Origin of the sequence: Xanthomonas sp. 4461, from assembly GCF_024806475.1 — a bacterium.
In the GTDB taxonomy this organism is placed as follows: Bacteria; Pseudomonadota; Gammaproteobacteria; order Xanthomonadales; family Xanthomonadaceae; genus Xanthomonas; species Xanthomonas arboricola_F.
In genome coordinates this window covers 192102-217279 of sequence record NZ_JANTYV010000002.1, presented here as the reverse complement: position 1 = coordinate 217279, position 25178 = coordinate 192102, and the positions used below count along the sequence as shown (strand labels likewise).

22 protein-coding genes and 1 tRNA gene are annotated in these 25178 nt (G+C 64.8%); 20 read left to right on the top strand and 3 right to left on the bottom strand.

The features are described from left to right. Window positions 1-113 precede the first annotated feature (113 nt). Window positions 114-1217, top strand: coding sequence for a tRNA pseudouridine(13) synthase TruD (gene truD / locus FHY19_RS08685; protein WP_259164755.1), 1104 nt, complete (start codon window positions 114-116; stop codon window positions 1215-1217). Between the two features lie 278 nt (window positions 1218-1495). Here truD and FHY19_RS08680 read toward each other — a convergent pair whose 3' ends face one another. Next, window positions 1496-2035, bottom strand: coding sequence for a Smr/MutS family protein (locus FHY19_RS08680; protein ID WP_259153865.1), 540 nt, complete (start codon window positions 2033-2035; stop codon window positions 1496-1498). A gap of 99 nt (window positions 2036-2134) precedes the next feature. On the opposite strand from FHY19_RS08680, the gene surE reads away from it, so the two are divergent. The 4 genes from surE to FHY19_RS08660 are packed head-to-tail and all read left to right on the top strand — an operon-like array spanning window position 2135 to window position 5003. Then, window positions 2135-2914 carry a 5'/3'-nucleotidase SurE gene (surE, locus tag FHY19_RS08675; protein ID WP_259153867.1) on the top strand — a complete coding sequence of 260 codons (780 nt, stop codon included), beginning with the start codon at window positions 2135-2137 and terminating at the stop codon, window positions 2912-2914. Next, the gene (locus FHY19_RS08670) at window positions 2911-3591 is read left to right on the top strand and encodes a protein-L-isoaspartate(D-aspartate) O-methyltransferase (RefSeq protein ID WP_259164747.1); all 681 of its coding nucleotides are present in this window, start codon (window positions 2911-2913) and stop codon (window positions 3589-3591) included. Before surE ends, FHY19_RS08670 begins: the two co-directional genes overlap by 4 nt. An 18-nt stretch (window positions 3592-3609) precedes the next feature. Beyond that, the gene (locus FHY19_RS08665) at window positions 3610-4224 is read left to right on the top strand and encodes a YqaA family protein (RefSeq protein WP_259153869.1); all 615 of its coding nucleotides are present in this window, start codon (window positions 3610-3612) and stop codon (window positions 4222-4224) included. Further along, a complete protein-coding gene (locus FHY19_RS08660; RefSeq protein ID WP_259153870.1) occupies window positions 4221-5003 on the top strand; it encodes a peptidoglycan DD-metalloendopeptidase family protein in 783 nt (260 codons plus the stop codon). Before FHY19_RS08665 ends, FHY19_RS08660 begins: the two co-directional genes overlap by 4 nt. 161 nt (window positions 5004-5164) lie before the next feature. Here FHY19_RS08660 and FHY19_RS08655 read toward each other — a convergent pair whose 3' ends face one another. Continuing rightward, window positions 5165-5539: an Mth938-like domain-containing protein gene (locus FHY19_RS08655; protein WP_259164739.1), complete on the bottom strand. Its 375-nt coding sequence runs from the start codon at window positions 5537-5539 to the stop codon at window positions 5165-5167. Window positions 5540-5554: 15 nt separating this feature from the next. Beyond that, the gene (gene yhbY / locus FHY19_RS08650; protein ID WP_005992396.1) at window positions 5555-5860 is read right to left on the bottom strand and encodes a ribosome assembly RNA-binding protein YhbY; all 306 of its coding nucleotides are present in this window, start codon (window positions 5858-5860) and stop codon (window positions 5555-5557) included. 66 nt (window positions 5861-5926) lie between these two features. On the opposite strand from yhbY, the gene rlmE reads away from it, so the two are divergent. The 15 genes from rlmE (at window position 5927) to FHY19_RS08575 (ending at window position 24299) form a co-directional block, all read left to right on the top strand. Next, window positions 5927-6559 (top strand): 23S rRNA (uridine(2552)-2'-O)-methyltransferase RlmE, encoded by a 633-nt coding sequence (gene rlmE, locus FHY19_RS08645; RefSeq protein ID WP_259153876.1) that lies wholly within the window; start codon window positions 5927-5929, stop codon window positions 6557-6559. A 60-nt stretch (window positions 6560-6619) separates the two neighbouring features. Next, window positions 6620-8560, top strand: coding sequence for an ATP-dependent zinc metalloprotease FtsH (ftsH, locus tag FHY19_RS08640; protein ID WP_259153877.1), 1941 nt, complete (start codon window positions 6620-6622; stop codon window positions 8558-8560). Between the two features lie 452 nt (window positions 8561-9012). Next, window positions 9013-9915 carry a dihydropteroate synthase gene (gene folP / locus FHY19_RS08635; RefSeq protein WP_259164737.1) on the top strand — a complete coding sequence of 301 codons (903 nt, stop codon included), beginning with the start codon at window positions 9013-9015 and terminating at the stop codon, window positions 9913-9915. Then, a complete protein-coding gene (miaA, locus tag FHY19_RS08630) occupies window positions 9915-10898 on the top strand; it encodes a tRNA (adenosine(37)-N6)-dimethylallyltransferase MiaA (protein WP_259164730.1) in 984 nt (327 codons plus the stop codon). Before folP ends, miaA begins: the two co-directional genes overlap by 1 nt. Window positions 10899-10975: 77 nt before the next feature. Beyond that, on the top strand, window positions 10976-11254 hold the full coding sequence (gene hfq, locus FHY19_RS08625) for an RNA chaperone Hfq (RefSeq protein WP_005915027.1): 279 nt from the start codon (window positions 10976-10978) through the stop codon (window positions 11252-11254). An 11-nt stretch (window positions 11255-11265) separates the two neighbouring features. Then, window positions 11266-12585 carry a ribosome rescue GTPase HflX gene (gene hflX / locus FHY19_RS08620; protein ID WP_104611349.1) on the top strand — a complete coding sequence of 440 codons (1320 nt, stop codon included), beginning with the start codon at window positions 11266-11268 and terminating at the stop codon, window positions 12583-12585. Between the two features lie 380 nt (window positions 12586-12965). Further along, window positions 12966-13460, top strand: a complete 495-nt coding sequence (locus FHY19_RS08615; protein ID WP_005992383.1) for a CinA family protein — start codon at window positions 12966-12968, stop codon at window positions 13458-13460. Between the two features lie 265 nt (window positions 13461-13725). Then, window positions 13726-16251, top strand: a complete 2526-nt coding sequence (locus tag FHY19_RS08610; RefSeq protein ID WP_326521116.1) for a TonB-dependent receptor — start codon at window positions 13726-13728, stop codon at window positions 16249-16251. A gap of 437 nt (window positions 16252-16688) precedes the next feature. Continuing rightward, on the top strand, window positions 16689-18365 hold the full coding sequence (gene ubiB, locus FHY19_RS08605) for a 2-polyprenylphenol 6-hydroxylase (RefSeq protein WP_259164721.1): 1677 nt from the start codon (window positions 16689-16691) through the stop codon (window positions 18363-18365). A 66-nt stretch (window positions 18366-18431) separates the two neighbouring features. Next, window positions 18432-19073: a transcriptional repressor LexA gene (lexA, locus tag FHY19_RS08600; protein WP_259153885.1), complete on the top strand. Its 642-nt coding sequence runs from the start codon at window positions 18432-18434 to the stop codon at window positions 19071-19073. A 172-nt stretch (window positions 19074-19245) separates the two neighbouring features. Next, a complete protein-coding gene (recA, locus tag FHY19_RS08595; protein ID WP_259153886.1) occupies window positions 19246-20280 on the top strand; it encodes a recombinase RecA in 1035 nt (344 codons plus the stop codon). A gap of 249 nt (window positions 20281-20529) precedes the next feature. Continuing rightward, window positions 20530-21018, top strand: a complete 489-nt coding sequence (recX, locus tag FHY19_RS08590; protein ID WP_259153887.1) for a recombination regulator RecX — start codon at window positions 20530-20532, stop codon at window positions 21016-21018. A gap of 101 nt (window positions 21019-21119) precedes the next feature. Beyond that, window positions 21120-23768, top strand: a complete 2649-nt coding sequence (gene alaS, locus FHY19_RS08585; protein ID WP_259164710.1) for an alanine--tRNA ligase — start codon at window positions 21120-21122, stop codon at window positions 23766-23768. Window positions 23769-23907: 139 nt separating this feature from the next. Next, window positions 23908-24123 carry a carbon storage regulator CsrA gene (gene csrA / locus FHY19_RS08580; protein ID WP_104611342.1) on the top strand — a complete coding sequence of 72 codons (216 nt, stop codon included), beginning with the start codon at window positions 23908-23910 and terminating at the stop codon, window positions 24121-24123. Window positions 24124-24206: 83 nt separating this feature from the next. Further along, a tRNA-Ser gene (locus FHY19_RS08575) sits at window positions 24207-24299 on the top strand. Window positions 24300-25178 lie beyond the last annotated feature (879 nt).

Genomic DNA, 25178 nt, shown 5'->3' with positions numbered 1-25178 from the left:
CGGCTGCACTAAACTGCACTTCTGCATGCCGGGTCGCCGGCGCGCACCACCACATTCGACGCCGCACTCCCGGCACACAGCGCACGATGCGTCGGCGCGAGGCAAACCACACCATGAGCGAGACGTTCCTCCTGCCACGCGCGCACGGCGCTGCGGTCCTTGGCGCGGCAATGCGCAGCACGCCGGAAGATTTCCAGGTCGACGAACTGCCGTCGTTCGAGCCGTCCGGCGAAGGCGAGCACCTGTTGCTCACCATTCGCAAGCGCGGCCAGAACACCGCCCATATCGCCAGACAGCTTGCGCAGTGGGCGGGCATCGCGGAGATGGGCGTCGGTTATGCCGGGCTGAAGGATCGTCATGCAGTGACCACGCAACGTTTCAGCGTGCACCTGCCCAAGCGCATCGCGCCGGACCTCGCCACGCTCGACGATGCGCAGATGCAGGTGGTCCACAGCACCTGGCATAACCGCAAGCTGCAGCGCGGCGCGCTGCTGGGCAATCGCTTCGTGCTGACCTTGCGTCAGGTGCAGGGCGAGCGCGACGCCATCGAGCAACGCTTGCAGTCGATCGCCGCACGCGGGATTCCGAACTGGTTCGGCGAACAGCGCTTCGGGCGCGATGGTGGCAACGTGGCTTCTGCGTTGGCGATGTTCGGTTATCTGCAGGAGGCCGACGGCACCTTGGTGCCGGCGCCGAAGCGGCGTCTGCGCAACGATCAGCGCTCGATCCTGCTGTCTGCGGCGCGCTCGGCGCTGTTCAATCGCGTGTTGACCGCGCGCGTGGAGCAGGGCAGCTGGGATGCGGCGCTGGATGGCGAGGCGTGGATGCTGGATGGCTCGCGCAGCGTGTTCGGCCCCGAACCCTGGAGCGAGGTGCTGGCCGAGCGGCTGGCGCGCTTCGACATCCACCCCAGTGGCCCGCTGTGGGGCGCGGGCGAGCTGCGTTGTACCGATCAGGCCGCGGCGGTGGAGCAGGGCGCGTTATCGGATCGGCAATCGGAGGTGTTGCGCCAGGGGCTGGAAGCGGCCGGACTGAAACAGGAGCGCCGCGCGTTGCGTCTGCGTCCGCAGGATCTGGAATACCGCTGGCTGGACGGGCGGGCGTTGCAGGTGGAATTCGCTCTGCCGCCAGGCTGCTACGCCACTGCAGTGCTGTGGGAACTCGGCGATGTCAGCGATGCCGGTCGTGCCGCGGCAACCACGCGCGCCGACGACTGAGCGTCCTCAGGCAAGTCGTCAAATCCCGCACGCACAACAGCCGTGTGCGTTCTCGCAGCAGCGGGCCCGGCCGCGACCCGCGCTGCCGACAGCCTGCCAGACGCACACAGGCACCGTTGCCTGCGAAGCACGACGACCTGCGCAGCGAACGCCGGGGAACGAAGATGGGCGTCGCAAAGCAGGCGTCAGGGCTGCATGCGCATGGATCGCAACTCGTCTTGGCACGATCTCTGCCTGCCAGACGGCAGGGTCGCCAGCGCCTGCCCCATGCATCGCCACTACCGCCGCGCCAACAACACCAGTAACGCACCGGTACCGCCCTGGGTCGGCGGTGCCGAATGAAATGCCAGCACATCGTTGCGCTGGCGCAGCAGGCGGTCCATCAGGTTCTTCAGGACTGGCGCGCCGTTGTCCGACTGCAGGCCCTTGCCGTGGATGATGCGCACGCAGCCATGTTCGTGCGCATGCGCCTCCAGCAGGAATTGCCGCAGCAACGCTTCGGCCTGCGCTGCGGTGGCGCCATGCAGGTCCAGTTCGTCCTGCACCGAAAACTGCCCGCGCTTGAGGCGTTGGAACAGACGGGTGGGAAGATTCTCGCGGCGATAGCTGGCCGTGTCGCCGGCTTCCAGCGGCGCGCTGTCACGCAGCAATCGTGCAAATTCGGTATGCGCTTGCGCCTCGTCGCGCTCGGCCATGCGCGCGCGCGGCTTCGGGCGCGGCTTGGCATTGGCCGGTGGCGCGACTTCGCGGATCGGCTTGACCGTGCCGATCGCCGCGCGGAACAGCGCGCCGTCGTCTTCGTCTTCAGGGTGTGACATCGGTACAGCGTAACCGCTCCAACCCCAGACACGCGCGAAGATCAAGCGGCAAGCGCATGGACGCATCCGGTATCATGGCCGGGTTTTCCGAGGAGTCTCATGCGCGTACTGGTTAGCAACGACGACGGTGTCGACGCCCCCGGCATCCAGATCCTGGCCGAGGCGTTGCGGCACGCCGGTCATGAAGTGATGGTGGTCGCGCCCGATCGCGACCGCTCCGGCGCCAGCAATTCGCTGACGCTGGATGTGCCGATCCGCACCCGCCGCATCGACGCGCAGACCTGCGCGGTGGCCGGTACACCCACCGACTGCGTGCATCTGGCGCTCACCGGCATGCTGGATTACGACCCCGACATCGTGGTTTCCGGCATCAATAATTCAGCCAATCTCGGCGACGACGTGATCTATTCCGGCACCGTGTCTGCCGCGATGGAAGGCCGCTTCCTCGGCCTGCCCGCGGTCGCGGTGTCGCTGGTCACGCACAATCACCAAGCGGATCACTACGAGACCGCCGCGCGCGCCGCAGTGGAAATCGTCGCGCGGCTCAAGGCCGACCCACTGCCGGCCGACACCATCCTCAACGTCAACGTGCCCGATCTGGCGTGGTCGGATGTGCTCGGTTTCGAAGTCACCCGGCTGGGCAACCGGCATCGCTCCGAGCCCTGCGTGCCGCAGCAGGACCCGCGCGGCCGCACCGTGTACTGGATCGGCCCGGCCGGTCCGGAGCAGGACGCCGGCGCCGGCACCGATTTCCATGCCGTGCGCACCGGGCATATCTCGATCACGCCGATCCATGTCGATCTCACCCGCTACCAGGCGCTGGAGACGGTGGCCGGCTGGGTAGGCGGGCTGACCGCTGCGCTGGACGGCCCGGCATGACACCGAGGCTGCGCATGCTGCAACCGGAGTCGGTCGGCATCGGCATGACCTCGCAGCGCGTGCGCGACCGTCTGGTCGAGCGCCTGCGCGAGGCCGGCATCCAGGACGAAGCCACCCTCAATGCCATGCGCACCGTCCCGCGTCATCTGTTCATCGATGAAGCGCTGGCCTCGCGCGCCTATGAAGACACTGCATTGCCGATCGGCCACGGCCAGACCATCTCGCAGCCGTGGGTGGTCGCGCGTATGACCGAGGCAGTGCTGCAGGTCGGCCCGACCAAGGTGCTGGAAGTGGGCACCGGCTCCGGCTACCAGGGCGCGATCCTGGCCGCGCTGGGCCTGGAGGTCTACACCGTCGAGCGCATCGGCGACCTGCTGCGACAGGCGCGCAAGCGCTTCCGCCATCTGGGCATGAACGTGCGCAGCAAGCACGACGATGGCCGCATCGGCTGGCCCGAGCACGGCCCCTACGATGCCATCGTGGTCACCGCCGCTGCTCCGGCCCTGGTGGATGCGCTGGTCGATCAACTGGCGGTCGGCGGGCGCCTGGTCGCCCCGGTCGGTGGCGCCTCCTCGCAGTCGCTGGTGCAGCTCACCCGCGCTGCCGATGGCGAGATCGAGCAGCAGGTTCTGGCGCCGGTCACGTTCGTCCCGCTGTTGTCGGGCATGCTGGATTGATCCCATGAGAGTTCCTCGATGAAGATTTTCGGGCCGTTGTACGACGTGGCCATCCGTTGGTCACGCCACCGCCGCGCACCAGCGCTGCTGACCGGCCTCAGCTTCGTGGAGGGCTTCATCTTTCCGGTGCCGCCGGAAGTGATGCTGGCGCCGATGTCGCTGGCCGAACCCAGGCGTTCGCTGTGGTTCGCCACCTTGAGCCTGATCGGCTCGGTCTGCGGCGCGCTGGTCGGCTATCTGCTGGGCCATTTCGCCTTTGCCGCATTGCAGCCGCTGATCGAGTGGCTGGGCTGGAGCGCGAAGATCCAGGCGCAGATCGAAACCCTGCGCACGCTGGTCGCCGATTCGCCGTGGAAGGCCTTCTGGGCGCTGGTGCTGGTGGGCTTCACCCCGATTCCGTTGAAGATCTTTACCTGGGCCTCGGGCGTGGTCGGCGTGCCGATCCTGCCCTTCATCGCCAGCATGCTGGTCGGCCGCGGCAAGCGCGTGTATCTGGTCGCCGGTGCGATCCGCCTCGGTGGCGCACGGGCCGAAGCGGCGCTGCATCGCTGGATCGAACCGCTGGGCTGGGTCGCGATGGCGGTGCTCGCGGCGGGCGCAGGCTGGCTGGTGTGGAAGACAACGAACGGATGAGCAAGACGCAGATGAATTCGGTACGCAAGACAGCAGTCGTGCTCCTGGTGGCGATCGGGCTGACCGCCTGCAGCAGTGCCACCGTGGTGCGTTCGCCTGGCGCCAGTGGCGGCTCGTCGTCACGGCCGACCACCGCAGCGCCACGACCGTCGGTGCCACGCCCCGGCGTGACGGTGACCGTGCAGCGCGGCGATACCCTGTATGCGATCTCGCGTCGCACCAATATCACCGCGCCTGACCTGGCGGCGTGGAACGGCCTTTCTTCGCCCAACACCATCTATCCCGGCCAGACCTTGAAGCTGTATCCGCCCGGTGCGGGCAAGCCGGGAGCCAGCGCACCGGTGGCCGGCGCCGGCACGGTGGTGCCGCCGCGTCCGGCAGCGCCGGTCGCCGCCCCGGTCAGCAGCGGCTTCTCCTGGCGCTGGCCCGCCGATGGCGTGGTGGTCGGTACCTTCGTGAGCGGAGAAACCACCAAGCAGGGTGTGGATATCGCCGGCGCCAGCGGCCAGGCCGTGCGCGCGGCCGCCGATGGTGTGGTGGTGTACTCCGGTGCCGGCCTGGTCGGCTATGGCGAGCTGATCATCATCAAGCACAACGACCAGTGGTTGTCGGCGTACGGCCACAACCGCAAGCGCCTGCTCAACGAGGGCCAGAGCGTCAAGGCCGGTCAGCAGATCGCCGAAATGGGCCGCAGCGGCGCCGCCCGCGACATGCTGCACTTCGAGATCCGCTACAACGGCAAGCCGGTCGATCCGCTGTTGTATCTGCCTAAGAAGTGATTCGGGAATAGGGAATAGGGAATCGCAACAGCCTTGGGCCGCGGCTTTATCGATCGGTGGCGGATGATGCCTTGCATGAGCAGGGCATCTGAGGCTTGGTCAATTTTCGCTTGACAGCGAAACTTCAGTCCAGCCTGCTTTCCCGATTCCCGATTCCCGATTCAGCCTTGCAGAATCATTGCCAGCGCCACCCGGCGGCCTTCGCTGGCCAGCACGTTATAGGTCCGCGCGGCAGCGGCGTTGGTCATCGCTTCCAGGCCGATGCCACGGGTCAGGCAGGCGGCAAGCACTTGTGCGTTCGGAAAGCGCTGGCGCTCGCCGGTGCCCAGCAGGATGACCGCTGGCGCCAGCGCCAGCACCGCGTCCATGTGGCTTGCCTGCAGGTGGTCCAGATCCTGCACCGGCCAGCGTTCCACCAGTTCATCCGGCATCAGGATGAAGCTCTGTTGCAGGATCTGGTCGTTGACCTTGGCATGGCGGCCATCGGCCGCGCGCAGCGCATAGGTGTAGTCGGGGTGTTCCTGGCTTAAAGGCATAACGGACTCGGTGGGTCAGCCGCGCGGCAGCACGATCTGGCGCTTTTCCTTGCTGGGGCGGTACAGGATGGCGACGTGGCCGATCCGCTGCACCAGGGCGCTGCCGGTCTGTCCGACCAGTTCGGCGATCAGCGCATCGCGGGTCTCACGATCCTCGGAGGCCACCTTCACCTTGATCAATTCGTGGCGCTCGAGCACTTCCTCGAGTTCGGCCAGAAATGCCGGCGTGACCCCTTTGCCGCCGGTTTGCAGCAGCGCCTTGAGATCGTGGGCCTGGCCGCGCAGGAAACGGGTCTGGGCGGAGGTGAGAACAATGGACATGCAGGATCGAAAGGCAGCAAAGGGTGTTCAGGGTATCATGGCGGCCCGTTCCGACCCCCGTCGCCAATGCCTTCCCGTAGTAAAAGCAGCCAGCGCTGGCTCAAGGAACACTTCGCCGACCCTTACGTGAAGAAGGCCCAGGCCGAAGGCATGCGCTCGCGCGCAGCCTACAAGCTGGAAGAGCTGCTGCAGCGCGATCGCCTGCTCAAACCGGGCATGGTGGTGGTCGACCTGGGGGCCGCGCCGGGCGGCTGGTCGCAGCAGGTGCGCAAGTCCATGGGCGACAGCGGGCGCGTGCTGGCGCTGGATATCCTGGACATGCCGGCCCTGGCGGGCGTGGACTTCCTTCACGGCGACTTCAGGGAACAAGCGGTCCTATCGGAATTCGAAGCGATGTTGGGCGATGTGCCGGTGGACCTTGTGCTGTCCGATATGGCCCCCAATAAGAGTGGCATGGATGCGGTCGACCAACCGCGGATGATGCACCTGGCGGAACTGGCGATGGAATTTGCCGACACTCACCTCAAGCCGGGTGGGGCGTTTTTGATCAAGCTGTTCCAGGGTGTCGGGTCCGACGACTACATTCGTGAGCTTCGCCGCCGCTATGAGAAGGTGACGATTCGCAAGCCGGCGGCCTCGCGCAAGCGCTCCCCGGAAGTTTATGCGCTCGGTCAGGGCAAGCGTGTCCAGATCAAGTAAGCTGCCAATGACCACCGTGTTTCAAGAATTAAAGAGTAGAGGGCACCGGAGCCAATGAGGATGAACGACTTGACCAAGAATCTGCTGCTGTGGGTGGTCGTCGCGGTTGTGCTGATGGTCGTCTTCCAGAGCTTCTCGCCGCGGATGGCGGGTGGCGTCGGTGCCGACTCGATCACCTATACCCAGTTTCTGAAAGAAGTGGACTCCGGGCGCGTCAAATCGGTGGATTACACCGATGAGACCAACCTCGCGGTCAATGCGATCCGCTTCAAGCGCACCGACGGCAGCGAAGCTACCGTCTACGGCCCGCGCGACGACAAGCTGGTCGACGTGCTGTACAGCAAGAACATCGAAATGACCCGCCAGAAGCCGTCCACCGGGCCGGGCTTCTGGTCGCTGGTGCTCAACTTCCTGCCGGTCATCCTGATCATCGGCTTCTGGCTGTTCATCATGCGCCAGATGCAGGGCGGTGGCGGCGGTGCCAAGGGGGCGATGAGCTTCGGCAAGTCGCGCGCCAAGCTGCAGGGCGAGGACCAGGTCAAGATCACCTTCGCCGACGTTGCCGGTTGCGACGAGGCCAAGGAAGAAGTCAGCGAGCTGGTCGACTTCCTGCGCGACCCGACCAAGTTCACCAAGCTGGGCGGCAAGATCCCGCGCGGCGTGCTGATGGTCGGCCCGCCGGGTACCGGCAAGACCCTGCTCGCCAAGGCGATCGCCGGCGAAGCCAAGGTGCCGTTTTTCAGCATCTCCGGTTCGGACTTCGTCGAAATGTTCGTCGGCGTCGGTGCAAGCCGCGTGCGCGACATGTTCGAGCAGGCCAAGAAGCATGCGCCGTGCATCATCTTCATCGACGAAATCGATGCGGTGGGCCGTCATCGCGGTGCCGGTCTCGGCGGCGGGCATGACGAGCGCGAGCAGACCCTGAACCAGTTGCTGGTCGAGATGGACGGTTTCGAAGGCGGCGAAGGCGTGATCGTGATCGCAGCCACCAACCGTCCCGACGTGCTGGACCCGGCGCTGCTGCGTCCGGGCCGTTTCGACCGCCAGGTTGTGGTCGGGCTGCCGGACGTCAAGGGTCGCGAGCAGATCCTGCGCGTGCATATGCGCAAGCTGCCGCTTGCCGACGACGTGGTGCCGATGGTCATCGCACGCGGCACGCCGGGTTTCTCCGGTGCCGATCTGGCCAATCTGTGTAACGAAGCCGCGTTGTTTGCGGCGCGCGGCAGCGAGAAGGAAGTCCGTATGGATCACTTCGACCGTGCACGCGACAAGATCCTGATGGGCGCCGAACGTCGTTCGATGGCCATGAGCGAGGACGAAAAGACGCTGACCGCGTATCACGAGGCCGGCCATGCCATTGTCGGTCGCCTGGTGCCCGAGCACGACCCGGTCTACAAGGTCACCATCATTCCGCGCGGTCGCGCGTTGGGTGTGACCATGTACCTGCCGGAAGGCGACCGCTACTCGATGAATCGTGTCGCGATCGAATCGCAGCTGTGCTCGCTGTATGGCGGCCGCGTTGCCGAAGAATTGATCTTCGGCGGCGACAAGGTCACCACCGGTGCGTCCAACGACATCGAGCGTGCCACCAAGATGGCGCGCAACATGGTCACCAAGTGGGGCCTGTCCGACGAGCTCGGCCCGGTTGCCTATGGCGAGGAAGAGGACGAGGTGTTCCTGGGCCGTTCGGTGACCCAGCATAAGAACGTCTCGGATGAAACCGCGCGCAAGATCGACGAGGTGGTGCGTTCGATCCTGGACAAGGCCTACAGCAAGACCAAGACCATCCTCACCGACAATCTCGACAAGCTGCATGCGATGTCGCAGTTGCTGCTGCAGTACGAAACCATCGACGTGCCGCAGATCGACGCGATCATGGAAGGCCGCGAGCCGCCGCCGCCGGCAGGTTGGGGCAAGTCCGACAAGGACGGTGGCAACAACAACGACAAGGGAAGCCCGCGTCCGTTGCCGCCGATCGCAGGACCGGCCGAGCAGATCTAAGCCGACGATTGGCGATTGCAGATGATCCGGCGGGGCCAGGAAGCGATTCCTGGCCCCGTTGCGTTGCGCAGCGTCGACGAGGTGATCGATCTGCCGGTGGCGAGCGATGAGCGTGGTGTGTGTGGTGTCGTCGGATGCCATCGGCGACGGGTTGATGCCATCGGCGACGTGTTGTTGTGTCGAGTCGCCGGACGCCGCCGGTGCAGCAGTCCGCTGTCGGATATGGCATTGAATCCTCAACGCACCGGATGCGACACGCGACGGGCTGCGCGACAATGCGCGGTGTCGTGGCAACAGGCAGCATCCGCTTGCTCCGGTCGTTCCCCGGGTTTGCGCAGCCGCTGTATTCGATAGCGAGGTTCTGCGCGCAACCCAATCGATTGGCAATCGCTTGCGTGGGCACCAACCCGCTCGGTCAATCATTCTTTCATCCGCTTCAGGAGAAACCACCGATGTTCGATACCGCGCTCAAGCTGGATTGCGCTGGTCGCAGCTTGCGACTGGACGCGCCGCAGGTGATGGGGATCGTCAACGTCACCCCGGACTCGTTCTCCGATGGCGGCCAGCACGCGACCTGCGAAGCGGCGATCGCACACGCACTGCGGCTGGTGGAGCAGGGCGCTGCGGTGCTCGACATCGGCGGCGAATCCACCCGTCCCGGTGCCACGGCGGTTTCGTTGGAAGACGAATTGCAGCGTGTGATCCCGGTGATTGAGGCGCTGGTGCAGCAGACCGGCGTGCCGATCAGCGTGGACACCTTCAAGCCGGAGGTGATGCGCGCGGCGGTCGCGGCCGGTGCCGGCATGATCAACGATGTCTACGCGTTGCGTTCGCCCGGCGCACTGGACGCAGCATCCGACCTGGGCGTGCCGGTCGTGCTGATGCACGCACGCAGCGCACCGCACGCCATGCAGGATGCGCCCCAGTACGACGACGTGGTGGCCGAGGTGCATCGTTTCCTGGCCGAGCGCATTTTCGCCGCCGAGATGGCTGGCATCGACAAGCGCCGGTTGATCCTCGACCCGGGCTTTGGCTTCGACAAGAACACCACGCATAACCTGACCTTGCTTGCGCAACTGCAGCGCCTGCAGGAATTCGGTTTGCCGGTATTGGCGGGGTTGTCGCGCAAACGCAGCATCGGTGAAGTGACCGGGCGCGAGATTGCCGCCGAACGGGTGCACGGTTCGGTTGCCGCGCATTTGATCGCCGCGCAGCATGGCGCACTGCTGTTGCGTGTGCACGATGTGGCAGCGACCGTGGATGCGTTGAAGGTCTGGACCGCGGTGGCGGCGATTCCGACCCCGCGGGTCAACACGCCGGCCGCGCCGACCATTCGCTGGCCGGACGAGGACTGATGCCCGCCGACCGACGCCCGCTTGCGATCGCCTTGATGGGCCCCACCGCCAGCGGTAAGACCGCGCTGGCGCTGGAGGCGGCGCAACGCTGGAACGGCGAGATCGTCAGCGTCGATTCGGCCCTGGTTTACCGTGGGCTGGAGATCGGCGCAGCCAAGCCCGATGCCGCGATGCGCGCAGCGGTGCCGCATCATCTGCTCGACCTGCGCGACCCCTGGCAGATCTATTCGGCCGCGGAGTTCGCCGACGATGCACGCAAGGCGATCGACGACATCGTCGCGCGCGGCAAGTTGCCGATCCTGGCCGGCGGCACCGGGCTGTACTTCCGTGCCGTGCTCGAAGGGCTGTCGCAGTTGCCCGAAGCCGACCCGGCGGTGCGCGCCGCCATCGCCGCCGAGGCCGGGCAGGTGGGCTGGGCCGGATTGCACGCGGAACTGGCGCAGGTCGACCCGATCGCTGCCGCGCGTATCCATGCCACCGACCCGCAGCGCATCCAGCGTGCGCTGGAGGTGTACCGCCTCAGCGGGCGGCCGATCAGCGACTGGCAGGCGCTGGCGCCGGGACCGCGCCTGCCGTTGCGGGTCTTGAAAATCGTGCTGGCGCCGCAAGATAGGGCGGTACTGCACGCACGCATCGCGCAGCGGCTGGACGCGATGCTGGCGCAGGATTTTCTCGCCGAGGTGACGCGATTGCGGGAGTTGCCGCAGATGCGCGCCGTGGCTGCGCCGCTGGACCTGCCCGCGGTCCGCGCGGTCGGCTATCGCCAGGCGTGGGCGTATCTGGAGGGTGCCGGCAGCCTGGCCGAGTTCCGCGACAAGGCGATCCAGGCGACCCGGCAACTGGCCAAACGGCAGCTCACCTGGCTGCGTGGCGAGCTCGACGCACGTTGGTTCGACCCGGAGCGTGATCGGCATCAATTGGACGACGCACTTGTCGGCTTCCTCGCTCATCGTCCCACTGTGCAGCAGGCTTCAGGCGTGTAACATCCCGTTTCCGGGGCCGGCTGGGGATGGCAGGTGTCGACCGGGACAATAAGAACAAGAATGAAGAGGATTTTTCGATGGCTAAGGGGCAATCTTTGCAGGACCCATTCCTGAATGCGCTGCGGCGCGAGCGAGTGCCGGTCTCTGTGTATCTGGTCAACGGCATCAAGCTGCAGGGCACCATCGAGTCGTTCGACCAATTTGTGGTCCTGCTGCGCAACACCGTGAGTCAGATGGTTTACAAGCACGCCATCTCCACGGTTGTGCCGGCGCGCAATGTGCGCGTGGGGCCGGGTGGTGGGTATGTGCAATCCAATGAAGGTAATCAAGCGGAAGATGACGACGTCGAGCAGTAATGGAGTAACGCGTGTTTGATCGTTCCCGCAAGGGTGAGCACGCGCTGTTGATTCAGACCCACGCAGGTGGGCCTGCCGAAGACGATGTGCTGGAGGAGTTCGCCGACCTTGCGAGGTCGGCGGGCGCCACGGTGGCGGCAACGCTCACCGCGCGCATCGACAAACCCAGCCCGTCGACCTTGATCGGCAGCGGCAAGCTGGAAGAGATCAAGGCCGCCGCCGAGGCGACCGGCGCGGATCTGGTATTGGTCAACCACACCTTGTCGCCGGGTCAGGAGCGCAATCTCGAGCGCTATCTGGAGCGGCGCGTGATCGACCGAACCGGCCTGATCCTGGACATCTTTGCGCAACGCGCGCGCAGCCACGAAGGCAAGCTGCAGGTGGAACTGGCGCAGCTGCGGCACATGGCCACGCGGCTGGTCCGCGGCTGGACCCACCTGGAGCGTCAGCGCGGCGGTTCGATCGGCCTGCGCGGCCCCGGCGAAACCCAGCTGGAAACCGATCGCCGGCTGCTGCAGAAGCGCGTGGAGCAGTTGCAGCAGCGGCTGGAAAAAGTCGAGGTACAGCGCACCCAGATGCGCCGTGCGCGCATGCGCAGCGAGCTGCCGCGCATCGCATTGGTCGGCTATACCAACGCAGGCAAGTCGACGTTGTTCAATGCGCTGACCGGTGCGGAGGCCTATGTGGCCGATCAGTTGTTCGCCACGCTGGATCCGACCGTGCGCCGTATCGCATTGCCGGGCGGCAGCGCGATTCTTGCCGACACGGTGGGTTTTGTCCGCGATCTGCCACACCAATTGGTTGCCGCGTTCCGTTCGACCCTGTCCGAAGCGCGCGACGCCGACCTGTTGTTGCACATCGTCGATGCCGCCGACCCGCTGCGCGAAGAACGCATCCAGCAGGTCGATGAGGTGTTGCAGGCGGTCGGTGCAGGCGATCTGCCGCAGCTGCTGGTGTTCAACAAGATCGACAAGATCGACGGCGCCGAAGTTCGTCACGACGCCCAGGATGGCATCCCGGATCAGGCGCGGCGCGAACGCGTGTGGGTCTCGGCGCGCGACGGGCGTGGCTTGCAGGAACTGCAGCAAGCACTCGGTCAACGCCTGGATCTGCGTCATCTGACCGGACAGCTGCGACTGCCGTCGTCGGCCGGTCGCCTGCGGTCCAAGCTGCATCAGCTGGAAGTGGTGCGCAACGAGCAGTCCGACGAGGACGGCTGGTTGCTTGAGGTCGATCTGCCGATGGTCGAAGCCGAACGGCTTGCCGCCGGAGAGGATGGCGCACCGTTGCGCGCGATGCTTCCTGACCGTCGGGAAGACTGGGAAACCTGACGCGCGCGTCGACGGAGCTGGGCGCAGCCAGCTGCGCGCCAGCGGCGGAGTGCAGGCCCCGTCCGCCGATGATACGCGTCATGACGCAGCGGACGTGGCGTTGCGATGCGATGAGCGACAGCTAGATCGCCAGAGATGCCATGACGTGGTGCCGCGCGCGGTGTCAGGATCGAGTATCTGGCTCGTGCGGATCAGCGCAAACGGTCAAGCACGTGGCGATATCCCACCGCAGCTGTAGCGGTGGTGATCCGCGTTGCGCCGGGCGGCGCTCGCCGAGACAGGCGAGCGGTCCGACAACCGATCGCTGACCGGTCACCTGGCGGAAGACAGCGCGGGCAAATTCGGATAAAAGTGACCGCTGTCCAATCCTGACCCTGGCGATGACGTCTCCCACTGATCACGACCTTTTGCAGCTTGCCGAGTCGCTGAGCGCCCAACTACGCGCTGCGCGCGAGCGGCTGGTGACGGCCGAGAGCTGTACCGGCGGCTGGATCGCCAAGGCAATGACCGACATCGCCGGCTCCTCGGACTGGTTTGATTGCGGCATGGTGGCGTACAGCTACGAAGCCAAGCAGGCGCTGCTCCGGGTCAGGCCGCAGACGCTGGAGGTGCATGGCGCGGTCAGTCGAGAGACCGTGATCGAAATGGTGTCCGGTGCATTGGTGACGTCCGGTGGCAGCATTGCGGTCGCCGTGACCGGTATTGCGGGTCCGGGCGGTGGCAGCGAAGACAAGCCGGTGGGTACGGTGTGGATCGGCTGGAAGCGGCGCGGCGGCTACGCCACGGCGCAATTGTTCCAGTTCGATGGCGACCGCGATGCGGTCCGTCGTCAAACCGTGGTCGCGGCGCTGCGTGGTTTGAGTGCTCTGCTGTAACTGACTTGCGCGGGCAATCCGGATCCTCCTTGTCGCGGTTTCAGATCCTCATGTGATCGCCAACGCCTGAAGTCTCCGCGCCTGCTGAGTAATGCTGCGTGCGATGCATGGCTGGCATACATGCACAGCGGCGCGGCATTCGTCCTGCGCGCCGTGCATTCCGCTCCCTGCGCCATGTATTGAAGCTCAACCGGTAAGGTGAGGCTTGGCGCCAGCTGCGGCATTGGCTGCAGCACATCGCGCGCACGTCCGCCGGGGGGCACGCATGGAAATGGAACGGCAACCTTGCGCCTTGCTGGCGCTAGCACTCTTGGCAGCGCTGCCTGCGCCTGGTCTCCATGCACAGAGCGCAGCGGCCGACGCGCCGACGACGCTGTCTGCACTCAAGGTCACCGCGCAAAAACGCGAAGAATCGCTGCAGAATGTGCCGGTGGTGGTCTCGGTCTTGCCCGAGCAGCTGCTGCAGGACAGCGGCGTGCATGACATCAAGGAACTGCAGGTGCTGGTGCCGGGCCTGATCGTCACCAGCAGCCAAAGCGCAGCGCAAACCACTGCGCGCATCCGCGGTATCGGCACAGTCGGCGATAACGCCGGGCTCGAATCTTCGGTCGGCGTGGTCATCGATGGCGTGGCGCGTGCACGCAACGGCGTGAGCTTCGCCGACCTGGGCGAGCTTGAACGCATCGAAGTGCTGAAGGGACCGCAAGGCACCGTCTTCGGTAAAAATACCTCGGCGGGCGTCATCAATGTGGTCACGCGCAGGCCGAGCTTTGCCCGCAGCGCCGATGCCGAATTCACTGCCGGCAATTACGGTGCGCTGGGAGTTGCCGGTGCGTTCAACGATGCGCTGGGCGAAACCAGTGCGCTGCGCGTGTACGCGGCAAGGCGCAGTCGCGATGGGTTCGAGCAGGTGGTGACCGGCGCGGGCCCACGCACCGCCACCGATGATGGCGATCAGAATCTGCGCACCGCGCGCGTGCAGTTGTTGTGGGAGCCGACCGACGATCTGGATATCAACCTCGCAGCCGATGCCACCAGCCGCAAGGAAAATTGCTGCGTCACCGTGACCACCGAGCGCGGCCCGACTGCCGCGTTGATCGATGCACTGGCCGCGGGTGGGCAGGGCACCAGTCCGCGAGCGGAGCCGGCTCGCCGCCGTGCCTATAGCAATCGCAGCACGGCGCAGGACATCCAGGACCGCGGTGTCGCGGCGCAGGTCGATTGGGCGACGCCATGGCTGAACCAGGCGGTGCTGACCTCGATCACCGCGCTGCGCGATTGGAAGTCGGTCAACGGCCTGGATTTCGACTATGGCGCGGCCGACATCCTCTATCGCGAACCGCGCGAGAACGAGATGCTTACCAAGTTCCGCACCTTCAGTCAGGAACTGCGCCTGGCCGGAGCCACCGACAGCATCGATTGGCTGGTGGGCGCGTTCTACGCCGATGAAACCCTGCATCGCAACGAGTCCTACCGTTTCGGCAGTGCATACGAACCCTATCTGTCCAGCGTGCTGTTGGCACGGGTGAATCCGGCGTTGGCCGCGCGTGCGGATACGACGCGGTTTTTGGCCGATGCCACCGGTCTGCCTACAGGCAGCCTGTTTCGCGGGCAGGGTAGCCAGGATCGCTTTCGGCAGGATGGCACCAGCGCGGCGCTGTTCACCAACAACACCTGGCATGCCACCGATGCGCTGGATGTGGTCGTGGGCCTGCGCTATACCTACGAGCATAAGGCGCTGCGATCCGCGTTCGAAAATCCAGATGGCAGTCCGGCGTGCGCCAGTTATTTCGCACCCAATGGAAGCGTGAGTCCGGCAGCGCTGCGACGCATTGGCGCAGCGTTGACTGCGCGTGGCGTGCCCGCGGCCGCGGTGCCGGCCATCGCGCCGCAGGTGATCGGCTTCACCTGCCTGCCCTGGGCAAATAGTGCCCATGCCGGTCGCGTGACCGAACAACGTCTCACCGAGCGCGAGTGGTCCGGTACCGCAAAGCTGGCGTATCGCTGGAACGATGCGCTGATGACCTATGCGTCGGCCGCGCGCGGTTACAAGGCCGGTGGTTTCAATCTGGATCGCGTGCAGTCGTCCGATGGCCTGTCCAGTGGCGTGCAAGGCATCCTGCCCGTCGATGACACCGCATTTCCGGGCGAGTTCGTGGACAGCTACGAACTCGGCGCCAGGACCACCTGGCTCGGCGGCAACCTGCTGTTGAACGCGACGCTGTTCTACCAGAATTTCAGCGATTTCCAGCTCAACAATTTCCTCGGCACCAGCTTCGTGGTGCGCGCCATCCCGACCGTGGTCTCGCGCGGCATCGACACCGAAGTGCTGTGGCAGGGCGCCCTGCCGGGACTGATGCTGCAAGGCGGGCTCAGCTATGCGGATACCAGCTATGGCGACGATCCGTTACCGGATGCAGAGTTGGCGCTGCTGCCTGGCAGCCGCCTGAGCTTTGCGCCGCGCTGGTCGGCGAATCTGTCGGTCACCTACGAACATGCCATCGGCAATCGCCTGACCGGCCGTGTCAATGTCGGCGCCAAACACACGTCCGAGTACAACGCCGGCAGTGATCTGGATCCGCAGAAGGCGCAGCCGGGCTACACCCTGCTCAACGCACGCGTGGGCGTCGGTGCCGATGACAAACGCTGGCTGCTGGAGGCGTGGGTAGAAAATCTGGGGAACGCAACCTATCGACAGATTGTCATCGATACGCCGCTGCAGACCGGTTCCTGGAACGCATTTCTCGGCGCGCCGCGGACCTATGGGTTGACCTTGCGCCTTCGGTATTGAAGCCACTGCGCCGCACTGCATGTTGCGCAATCGATGCGTCGGCGTGTGCGCGCACCACGCTCTGCGCTCAGCCCGAGGCCGGCACAAGCGCGACAGCGGCGCAGAGATCGGCTACAAACTAGAGTCTCCTTGCCAGCCTGTGTGCCGATGTTCGCGTTTTCCGCTGCCGTGTTCGAGACATTGCCATCCCTCTTCACCTCGCGCAGTCCGCCTGGTGCATCGTGCGTTGTCGCTGCGCATGCGCGCCGGTTCGTGTGGCGTGAGGCGTGGCGTCATGCGGTTGTCTTGCCGGCACGCGATGCTGGTGGACTTGGGGTAACGCGGCGGTCGGCTCGCGAGGCAGTGCGGCCGCATCGAGCGATCGCTCACGTCTGGGCCCGCGCACAGGCGTGCAGCAGGCCCGGCGCCGGTTGCGAAGCAACACAGGCGGTGCACTGATGTGGGAAGCGCTTGGCACTGTGCGTGATCTCGGGCGTCTGCAGGAAATCGCCTCGGTCCTGATTCGGTACGGCTTCGGCGATGTGGTGCGCCGCATCGGGCTGGCCGACGTGCTCGAACGCGCCGGCAGGCTACTGCACTGGAGCAACGCCGAGGGCCGCTTGCGGATGTCGGCCGCTGTGCGTGTGCGCCGTGCGCTGGAGGAACTGGGGCCAACCCTCGTCAAGCTGGGGCAGGTGCTGGCGACGCGTGTCGACTTGCTGCCGCCGGAATGGATCGAAGAACTGAGCGAACTGCAAAACGCGGTTCCTGCATTGCCGTTCGAGCAGATCCGCCCGCAATTGGTCGCCGCATTGGGCGCTGAGCCGGAAAGCGTGTTTGCGCGATTGGACGAACAGCCGCTGGCCGCTGCGTCGCTGGCGCAAACGCACCGTGCCTGGCTGGCCGACGGCACACCGGTGGTCTTGAAGATCCGTCGTCCGGACATCGGCGATACCATCGATGCCGATCTGCGCCTGCTGGCACGGCTTGCCGACATCGTCGAAACGCGCGCACCCGATCTCAAGCGCTATCGCCCGGCTGAAGTGGTGCAGCAATTCACCGTTTCGCTGCGGCGCGAACTCGACTTCGCCGCCGAATGCCGTAATGCCGAGCGCATCGCTGCCAACTTCGCGCACGACCCGCAGGTGGTGGTGCCGACGGTGTATTGGCAGTGGACCTGCGAGTCGCTCAATGTGCAGGAATTCATCGACGGCATTCCCGGGCGCGACCTGGTGTCGGTCGATGCGGCGGGGCTGGATCGTAAGGCGCTTGCGCGCACCGGTGCCGGCATCGTGCTCAAGATGGTGCTGCAGGACGGCTGCTTCCACGCCGACCCGCATCCGGGGAATATTTTCTATCTGCGCGACGGGCGTATCGCGCTCATCGATTTCGGCATGGTCGGGCGCGTCTCCGAACAACGCCGTTTCCAGGTGGCGCAACTGCTGCACGGCATGGTGAGCTACGACGCCGACGCCGTCATCGACGTGCTGCTGGAGTGGGCCGGCACCAGCCTGGAGATCGATGAGGCGCGGCTGCAGCAGGACATCGGTGCATTCGTCGACCAATACCGCGGTGTGCCGCTCAAAGAGCTACGCATCGGCGCGATGCTTGGCGACGTCACCGCCATCCTGCGCGACCACGGGCTCACCCTGCCGTCGGATCTGGCGCTGATGATCAAGGCCTTTCTCACCCTCGAAGGGATGGGGCGCCAGCTCGACCCGGATTTCGACATGGCCAGCGAAGCGCGGCCGTATCTGGAGCGAGTGGTCTTGCAGCGGTATGCGCCAAGCGCGATGTTGCGTCGCAGCCGGCGCACCGTGACCGGGGCGATCGATCTGATCGGCGATCTGCCGCGCGATCTCAAGCGCCTGATCCAGGCGGCGCGGCGCGGCAAGTTGCAGCTGCACGTGGAAACGCGCGCCTTGCGCGAATTCGGCGAGCAGGTCGACCGCGCCGCCAACCGGCTCACCATGGGGATCGTGACCGCGGCCCTGGTGATCGGTTCGTCGATCGTCATGAACAGCGTCGGCGGGAGCGCCAGCCGCTGGCTGCTGGCGTTGGGCGTTGGCGGCTTCATCGGCGCAGGCTTATGCGGCATCTGGATCCTGTTCTCGATCTGGCGCAGCCGGCGTTAGCGATCAGCAGCGGGCTTTGCTTCGGCGCTATTGCACATGGCGGTGTTAGTAGTAATACTACTAACCATGGACCTGACCGATACCCAGCAAGCAATCCTGGCCTTGATCGCCGACCGCATCGACGCCGACGGCGTCCCGCCGTCGCAGACCGAGATCGCCCGCGCCTTCGGCTTCAAGGGCGTACGCGCCGCGCAGTATCACCTGGAGGCCTTGGAGCAGGCGGGTGCGATCCGCCGCGTCCCGGGACAGGCGCGTGGCATCCGGCTGGCCGGGCAGGGCGCGCAGTCGCGGACGCCGCCGATCACCGAGCCACTGCGCGACGACGTGCTGCGGCTGCCGGTGCTGGGTCGCGTGGCAGCGGGCTTGCCGATCGGCGCCGATATCGGCTCGGACGACTTCGTCGTGCTCGACCGGGTGTTCTTCTCGCCGTCGCCGGACTACTTGCTCAAGGTGCAGGGCGATTCGATGCGCGACGAAGGCATCTTCAATGGCGACCTGATCGGCGTGCATCGCACCCGCGATGCGCGCTCGGGGCAGATCGTGGTGGCACGGATCGACGAGGAGATCACCGTCAAGTTGCTCAAGATCGGCAAGGACCGGATCCGGCTGCTGCCGCGCAACCCCGATTACGCCCCGATCGAAGTATTGCCGGATCAGGATTTCGCCATCGAAGGCCTGTATTGCGGGCTGCTGAGGCCAAATCGCTGAGGGTTGCACCGATGCGCGCGCCGGCGTTTTCCTCAGCTGACACCGCAGGATTCGCCGCTGCCAGCACAATGTTCGCAACATTAATCTAGATGTGTCGCAGCCAGTCTCAGCCTGTGCGATACACCGCCGCTACATTAGCCCTACACCGAAATCACTGACAAGGATCACCCAGATGGATGAGAACAAGAAGCGCGCCCTTTCCGCCGCACTGAGCCAGATCGAAAAGCAATTCGGCAAGGGCTCGGTGATGCGCATGGGCGACCGCGTGATCGAGGCCGTCGAAGTCATTCCGACCGGCTCGTTGATGCTGGACATCGCACTGGGGATCGGCGGCCTGCCGAAGGGCCGCGTGGTGGAAATCTACGGACCGGAATCCTCGGGCAAGACCACCTTGACCCTGCAGGCGATCGCCGAATGCCAGAAAAAGGGCGGGACCGCCGCGTTCATCGATGCCGAGCATGCGCTCGACCCGATCTATGCCGCCAAGCTGGGCGTCAATGTCGACGATCTGCTGCTGTCGCAGCCCGATACCGGCGAGCAGGCGCTGGAAATCGCCGACATGCTGGTGCGTTCCAGCTCGGTGGATATCGTGGTGATCGACTCGGTGGCTGCACTGACGCCGAAGGCCGAAATCGAAGGCGAAATGGGCGATCAGCTCCCGGGTCTGCAGGCGCGTCTGATGAGCCAGGCGCTGCGCAAGCTCACCGGTAACATCAAGCGGTCCAATACCCTGGTGGTCTTCATCAATCAGCTGCGCATGAAGATCGGCGTCATGATGCCGGGCCAGAGCCCGGAAGTGACCACCGGCGGCAATGCGCTGAAGTTCTACGCCTCGGTGCGTCTGGATATCCGTCGTATCGGCGCAATCAAGAAGGGCGACGAAATCATCGGTAACCAGACCAAGATCAAGGTGGTCAAGAACAAGCTGGCGCCGCCTTTCAAGCAGGTCGTGACCGAAATCCTCTACGGCGAGGGCATCAGCCGCGAGGGCGAATTGATCGACATGGGCGTGGAGGCCAAGCTGGTGGACAAGGCCGGCGCCTGGTACAGCTATGGCGACGAGCGCATCGGTCAGGGTAAGGACAATGCACGTGGTTATCTGCGCGATAACCCGCAGGTGGCGGCCAAGCTCGAAGCCGAGCTGCGTGAGAAGTTCCAGCCTACCGAAGCCCCGCCCGAAGCAGGCGAAGACGCCGACAAGGAATAAACGCCGCCGGCTGTGAGCGATTGCGGTCGAGTCGGTCGACGCTGCGCACCATCCGTCAGGTGCTCGTAGAGCATGACGGACTCAAGCGCTTGGCGACAGCCCACTGCAGCGCGAGCGGTAACGCAGCAAGTTTTTCTATCGCGGGGACGGCGGAGTCAGTGCCGTCGCTTCTCGCGGTAGATCTATCGAAGGCCAGGAGGGCAGGCGCCATGGAGGGCGCATTGATTCAGTGATCGGGGACACGTCACGATGGACGAGCACGAGCCCGCACCCAAGCGGGGACGCCGGTTCAAGGAGCAGACGCCGGTCCAACGCGCACTGGGGCTACTGGTGCGGCGCGAGCACTCGCGCAAGGAATTGAACCGCAAGCTGCTGGCGCGCGGAATCGAGCCAGATGCCGCACAGGCGGCGGTTGAGCGGCTGGCGGAGGAGGGTTGGCAAGACGACACCCGGTTCGCTGCTGCGGTGGTGCGCAATCGTGCCGGCTCGGGCTATGGCCCCCTGCATATTCGCGCCGAACTCGGAACGCATGGCCTGGATAGCGAGGCCATCAGTGCTGCCATGGCGACATTTGAAGGCGATTGGACCGAGAACGCACGCGATCTGGTCCGGCGCCGGTTTGGCGAGCAAGGCCCGGTAGATCTGCCGCAACGACGCAAGGCGGCCGATCTGCTGGCCCGGCGTGGTTTCGACGGCAACAGTATTCGTAGCGCCACCCGCTTCGAGCTTGAGGACTGAGGGCGTCAGGCCTGCTACCCTTTGTGGTTTCAGGTTGTTCCGCTCATCTGCGCCCACATGTCATTGGGTGACCGGGACTGCCGCCCGCCCAATGCCAGCTCATGAACGCACCTGCCAAATTCAGCACTTCCCAGATTCGTAGTGACTTCCTCGCGTTTTTCGAGGGGAAGGGCCACACCATCGTGCCGTCCGCGCCGCTGGTGCCGGGTAACGACCCGACCCTGCTGTTCACCAATTCCGGCATGGTCCAGTTCAAGGACGTGTTCCTGGGCGCGGAAAAGCGCAGCTATGTGCGGGCCGCTGATGTGCAGCGCTGCCTGCGTGCCGGCGGCAAGCACAACGATCTGGACTCGGTGGGCTACACCGCGCGCCACCACACCTTCTTCGAAATGCTGGGCAACTGGTCGTTCGGCGACTACTTCAAGAAGGACGCCATCGCCTGGGCCTGGGAACTGTTGACCCAAGTCTGGAAGCTACCGGCCGACCGTCTGCTGGTCACCGTCTACCACACCGACGAAGAAGCCTTCGCGCTGTGGCGGGACATGATCGGCGTTCCCGAAAGCCGCATCGTGCGTATCGGCGACAACAAGGGCGCGCCATACGCCTCGGATAATTTCTGGCAGATGGCCGACACCGGTCCCTGCGGCCCGTGTACCGAGATCTTCTTCGATCATGGCGATCACATCGCCGGTGGTCCGCCCGGTTCGCCGGACGAAGATGGCGACCGTTTCATCGAGATCTGGAACCTGGTCTTCATGCAGTTCGACCGACAGCCCGACGGCACCCTGGTGCCGTTGCCTGCGCCATGCGTGGATACCGGCATGGGGTTGGAGCGTCTTGCGGCGATCCTGCAGCACGTCCATACCAATTACGAAATCGACCTGTTCCAGGCCCTGATCGGCAAGGCCAGTGCCCTGACCGGTATCACCGATCTGGAAAACAAGTCGCTGCGGGTGATCGCCGACCACATTCGCGCGTGCTCGTTCCTGATTGTCGATGGCGTACTGCCTTCCAACGAAGGGCGCGGCTATGTATTGCGCCGGATCATCCGGCGTGCGCTGCGGCACGGCTGGATGCTGGGCGTGCGCCAGCCGTTCTTCAGCAAGATGGTGCCGACCCTGGTCGAGCTGATGGGCGAGGCCTATCCCGAACTGGTGGTCGCACGCGAGACCGTCGCGCGCGCGTTGCTGGCCGAAGAAGAGCGCTTTGCCGAGACGCTGGACGCCGGCATGAAGATCTTCGACGAGGTTGCCGCCCGCTCGCAGGAGGTGATTCCCGGCGCCGATGCCTTCCGCCTCTTCGATACCTATGGATTCCCGGTCGATCTGACCTCCGACATCGCACGCGAGCGCGGCTTGCGTGTGGACATGGAGGGTTTCGAGTTTGCCATGGAGCGTCAGCGCGAGACCGCGCGTGCGGCAGGCAAGTTCGGTGGCGGCGTCGCATTGCCGGCCGATCTGGTTGCGACCATGTCGCCGACGGTGTTTCTGGGCTATGAGGCGCATGACGCCGACGTACTCAAGGTTGTCGCGCTGCTCAAGCAGGGCCGTCCGGTCGAGCGTGCCGAAGCCGGCGACGAGGTCATCGTGTTCACCGATCGCACGCCGTTCTACGCCGAATCCGGCGGCCAGGTCGGCGACAGCGGGCAATTGAGCAACACCGATGTGTCGATCGACGTCACCGACACCCAGAAGTTCGCCGGCCAGTTCCATGGGCATGTCGGACGCATCACCGAAGGCGCGCTTGCGCTGGGCGATGTGCTGGCCGGCGGCATCGATGTGCAGCGCCGCGGCAAGACCATCCTCAATCACTCGGCCACGCACTTGCTGCATGCCGCGTTGCGCGAAGTGCTGGGCACGCATGTGCAGCAGAAGGGCTCGTTGGTGGCACCCGACCGCTTGCGTTTCGATTTCTCGCATTTCCAGCCGATCACCGCGGAGGAGCTTGCGGTGATCGAGCGCAAGGTCAATGCCGAGGTGCGCACCAACCATAGTGTCGAAGTGCACAACATGGCGATGCAGGAAGCGCTGGATTTCGGCGCGATGGCCTTGTTCGGTGAGAAATATGGCGAGCACGTGCGCGTGCTGAAGATGGGCGATTATTCCACCGAGCTGTGTGGCGGTACCCACGTCAGCCGTACCGGCGACATCGGTCTGTTCAAGATCACCTCCGAGGGCGGCGTGTCTTCGGGCGTGCGCCGAATCGAGGCGGTGACCGGGCAGGGCGCGCTGGATTACGTTGCCGATGAGGAGCGTCGTTTGTCCGAGGCGGCAAGTCTGCTCGGTGGCAACGCCGCCGAGGTGGTCGACAAGGTGCGTGCACTGACAGAGCGTCAGAAGCGGCTTGAGCGCGAACTGGAATCGCTGAAGGCCAAGCTGGCCTCCGGCGCGACGGCAGATCTCGGTAGCAGTGCTGTCGACGTGGCCGGGGTCAAGGTGATTGCGGTGCGTCTGGAAGGATTCGATGCAAAGGCGCTACGCGAGGCGATGGATCGCTTGAAGCAGCAGCTCGGCGATTCGGTGATCGTGTTGGCCGGTGCCTCGGCGGGCAAAGTCGCACTTGTCGCCGGCGTGAATGGCAGCCCAACTGGCAAGGTGAAGGCGGGGGAACTCCTTGGCCATATCGCCAGTCAGATCGGAGGCAAGGGCGGTGGCCGTCCGGATCTCGCCCAGGGTGGTGGCGAGGACGGGCCCGCCCTTGCGACCGCACTCGACGGTGTGACCTCCTGGGTCAAGCAACACTTGGGCTGAACACTTGTCCTGCTATGCCTTGCTGGCTGGCAGGATGTCCCGCTACCATTTCTGGTCTATTCCCTTTACCTAGGGCGCGTCTCACTCAGGAGGCCGTCGATGCTGGTGGGAAACCCACCGGTTCCAGGAGATTTGCAAAATGTTGATCCTCACTCGCCGGGTAGGCGAAACCTTGATGATCGGCGACTCGGTCACTGTTACCGTGCTCGGCGTCAAGGGCAATCAGGTGCGAATTGGCATCACCGCACCGAAAGATGTGGCTGTGCATCGCGAAGAGATTTATCAGCGCATCCAGCGTGGGGACGAGCCGGTTGCTTCTGGCGCGCATCACCACGGCGACGATTCTTCGAATTGATCGCCATAAAGGGTTTACGTTAGCCCCTGTTACCCGGTATTCTTCGCGGCCTGCCACGGACATCGCGGCAGGACGCAAAAACTGGAGCGATGCCCGAGCGGCTGAAGGGGCTCCCCTGCTAAGGGAGTATAGGGTCAAAAGCTCTATCGAGGGTTCGAATCCCTCTCGCTCCGCCAGTGTTCTAGACGCCCGCAAATCATTGATTTGCGGGCGTTTTTATTTGGCTAACTGACGCGGTCAGCACCAGTCGATCGTCGCTTGCCGGTGGTCCAGTTAGCACCACTGCCTCGCAGTTGAGGGCCCTGCGAATATCACGCGTTGCTTGTGGTCGGGAACTTCTCGGCACTCATGTCTTCGGTGTGCCGATATGTCCTGATCGGTTTGTCTGCGGCGGTCTGCGCCGCCCGGGTCGTTGCATCGCGCATTGCCGGTGTCGCGTGGCGCGGACGCGTTGCATCGTGGGTATGGGCCCACGATGCCCGGATGTGCGAGCTTGCCGGTGGAGTGCATGCACGAGCGTATGCGTCGACGATGCGCAGGGATGCGATCGCAACCTGGTTGCGGGAAGTCCCGGCATGCGGCGAAACGTCCAGTCCGCCCAGTGCTGTGAATGGCAGCGCTCGCTTTTGGTAAGAAGTGTTTGCCTGGAATGACTGATCGCCGCCGCGCGGCGCTGCTGGCGAGTGTCCCTTCCTGTGTGGTGACTGTTTGGTGACCTGAGCGATGGCAAGACGGGTCGCAGGAAGATCGGTTTGTGGTGCAGGCACTGCTGCCGCGCATTGCGAGCGACCATCGATCGCGACCGACATGCGGTTGCTGGGTCTGACCGGTCCCGTCTGCTGCCTATGTTGGCACCGAATGGCGTTTTCGAAGCAACCTAAGTTGGTTGCGGCTACCACTTCGGTCGGTCCGTATGCTGTCCTTTGCTTGCTGCTTGCTGCTTGCTGCTTGCTGCCTTCGTGCGTCTTTCTCTTCTCTGTTGCTGGAAAACAGGCAGCTGGAGAATGGGCTTGGCAGACTGCGAACTATCTTCGCTTGAAGCTGTGGCTTGCAGC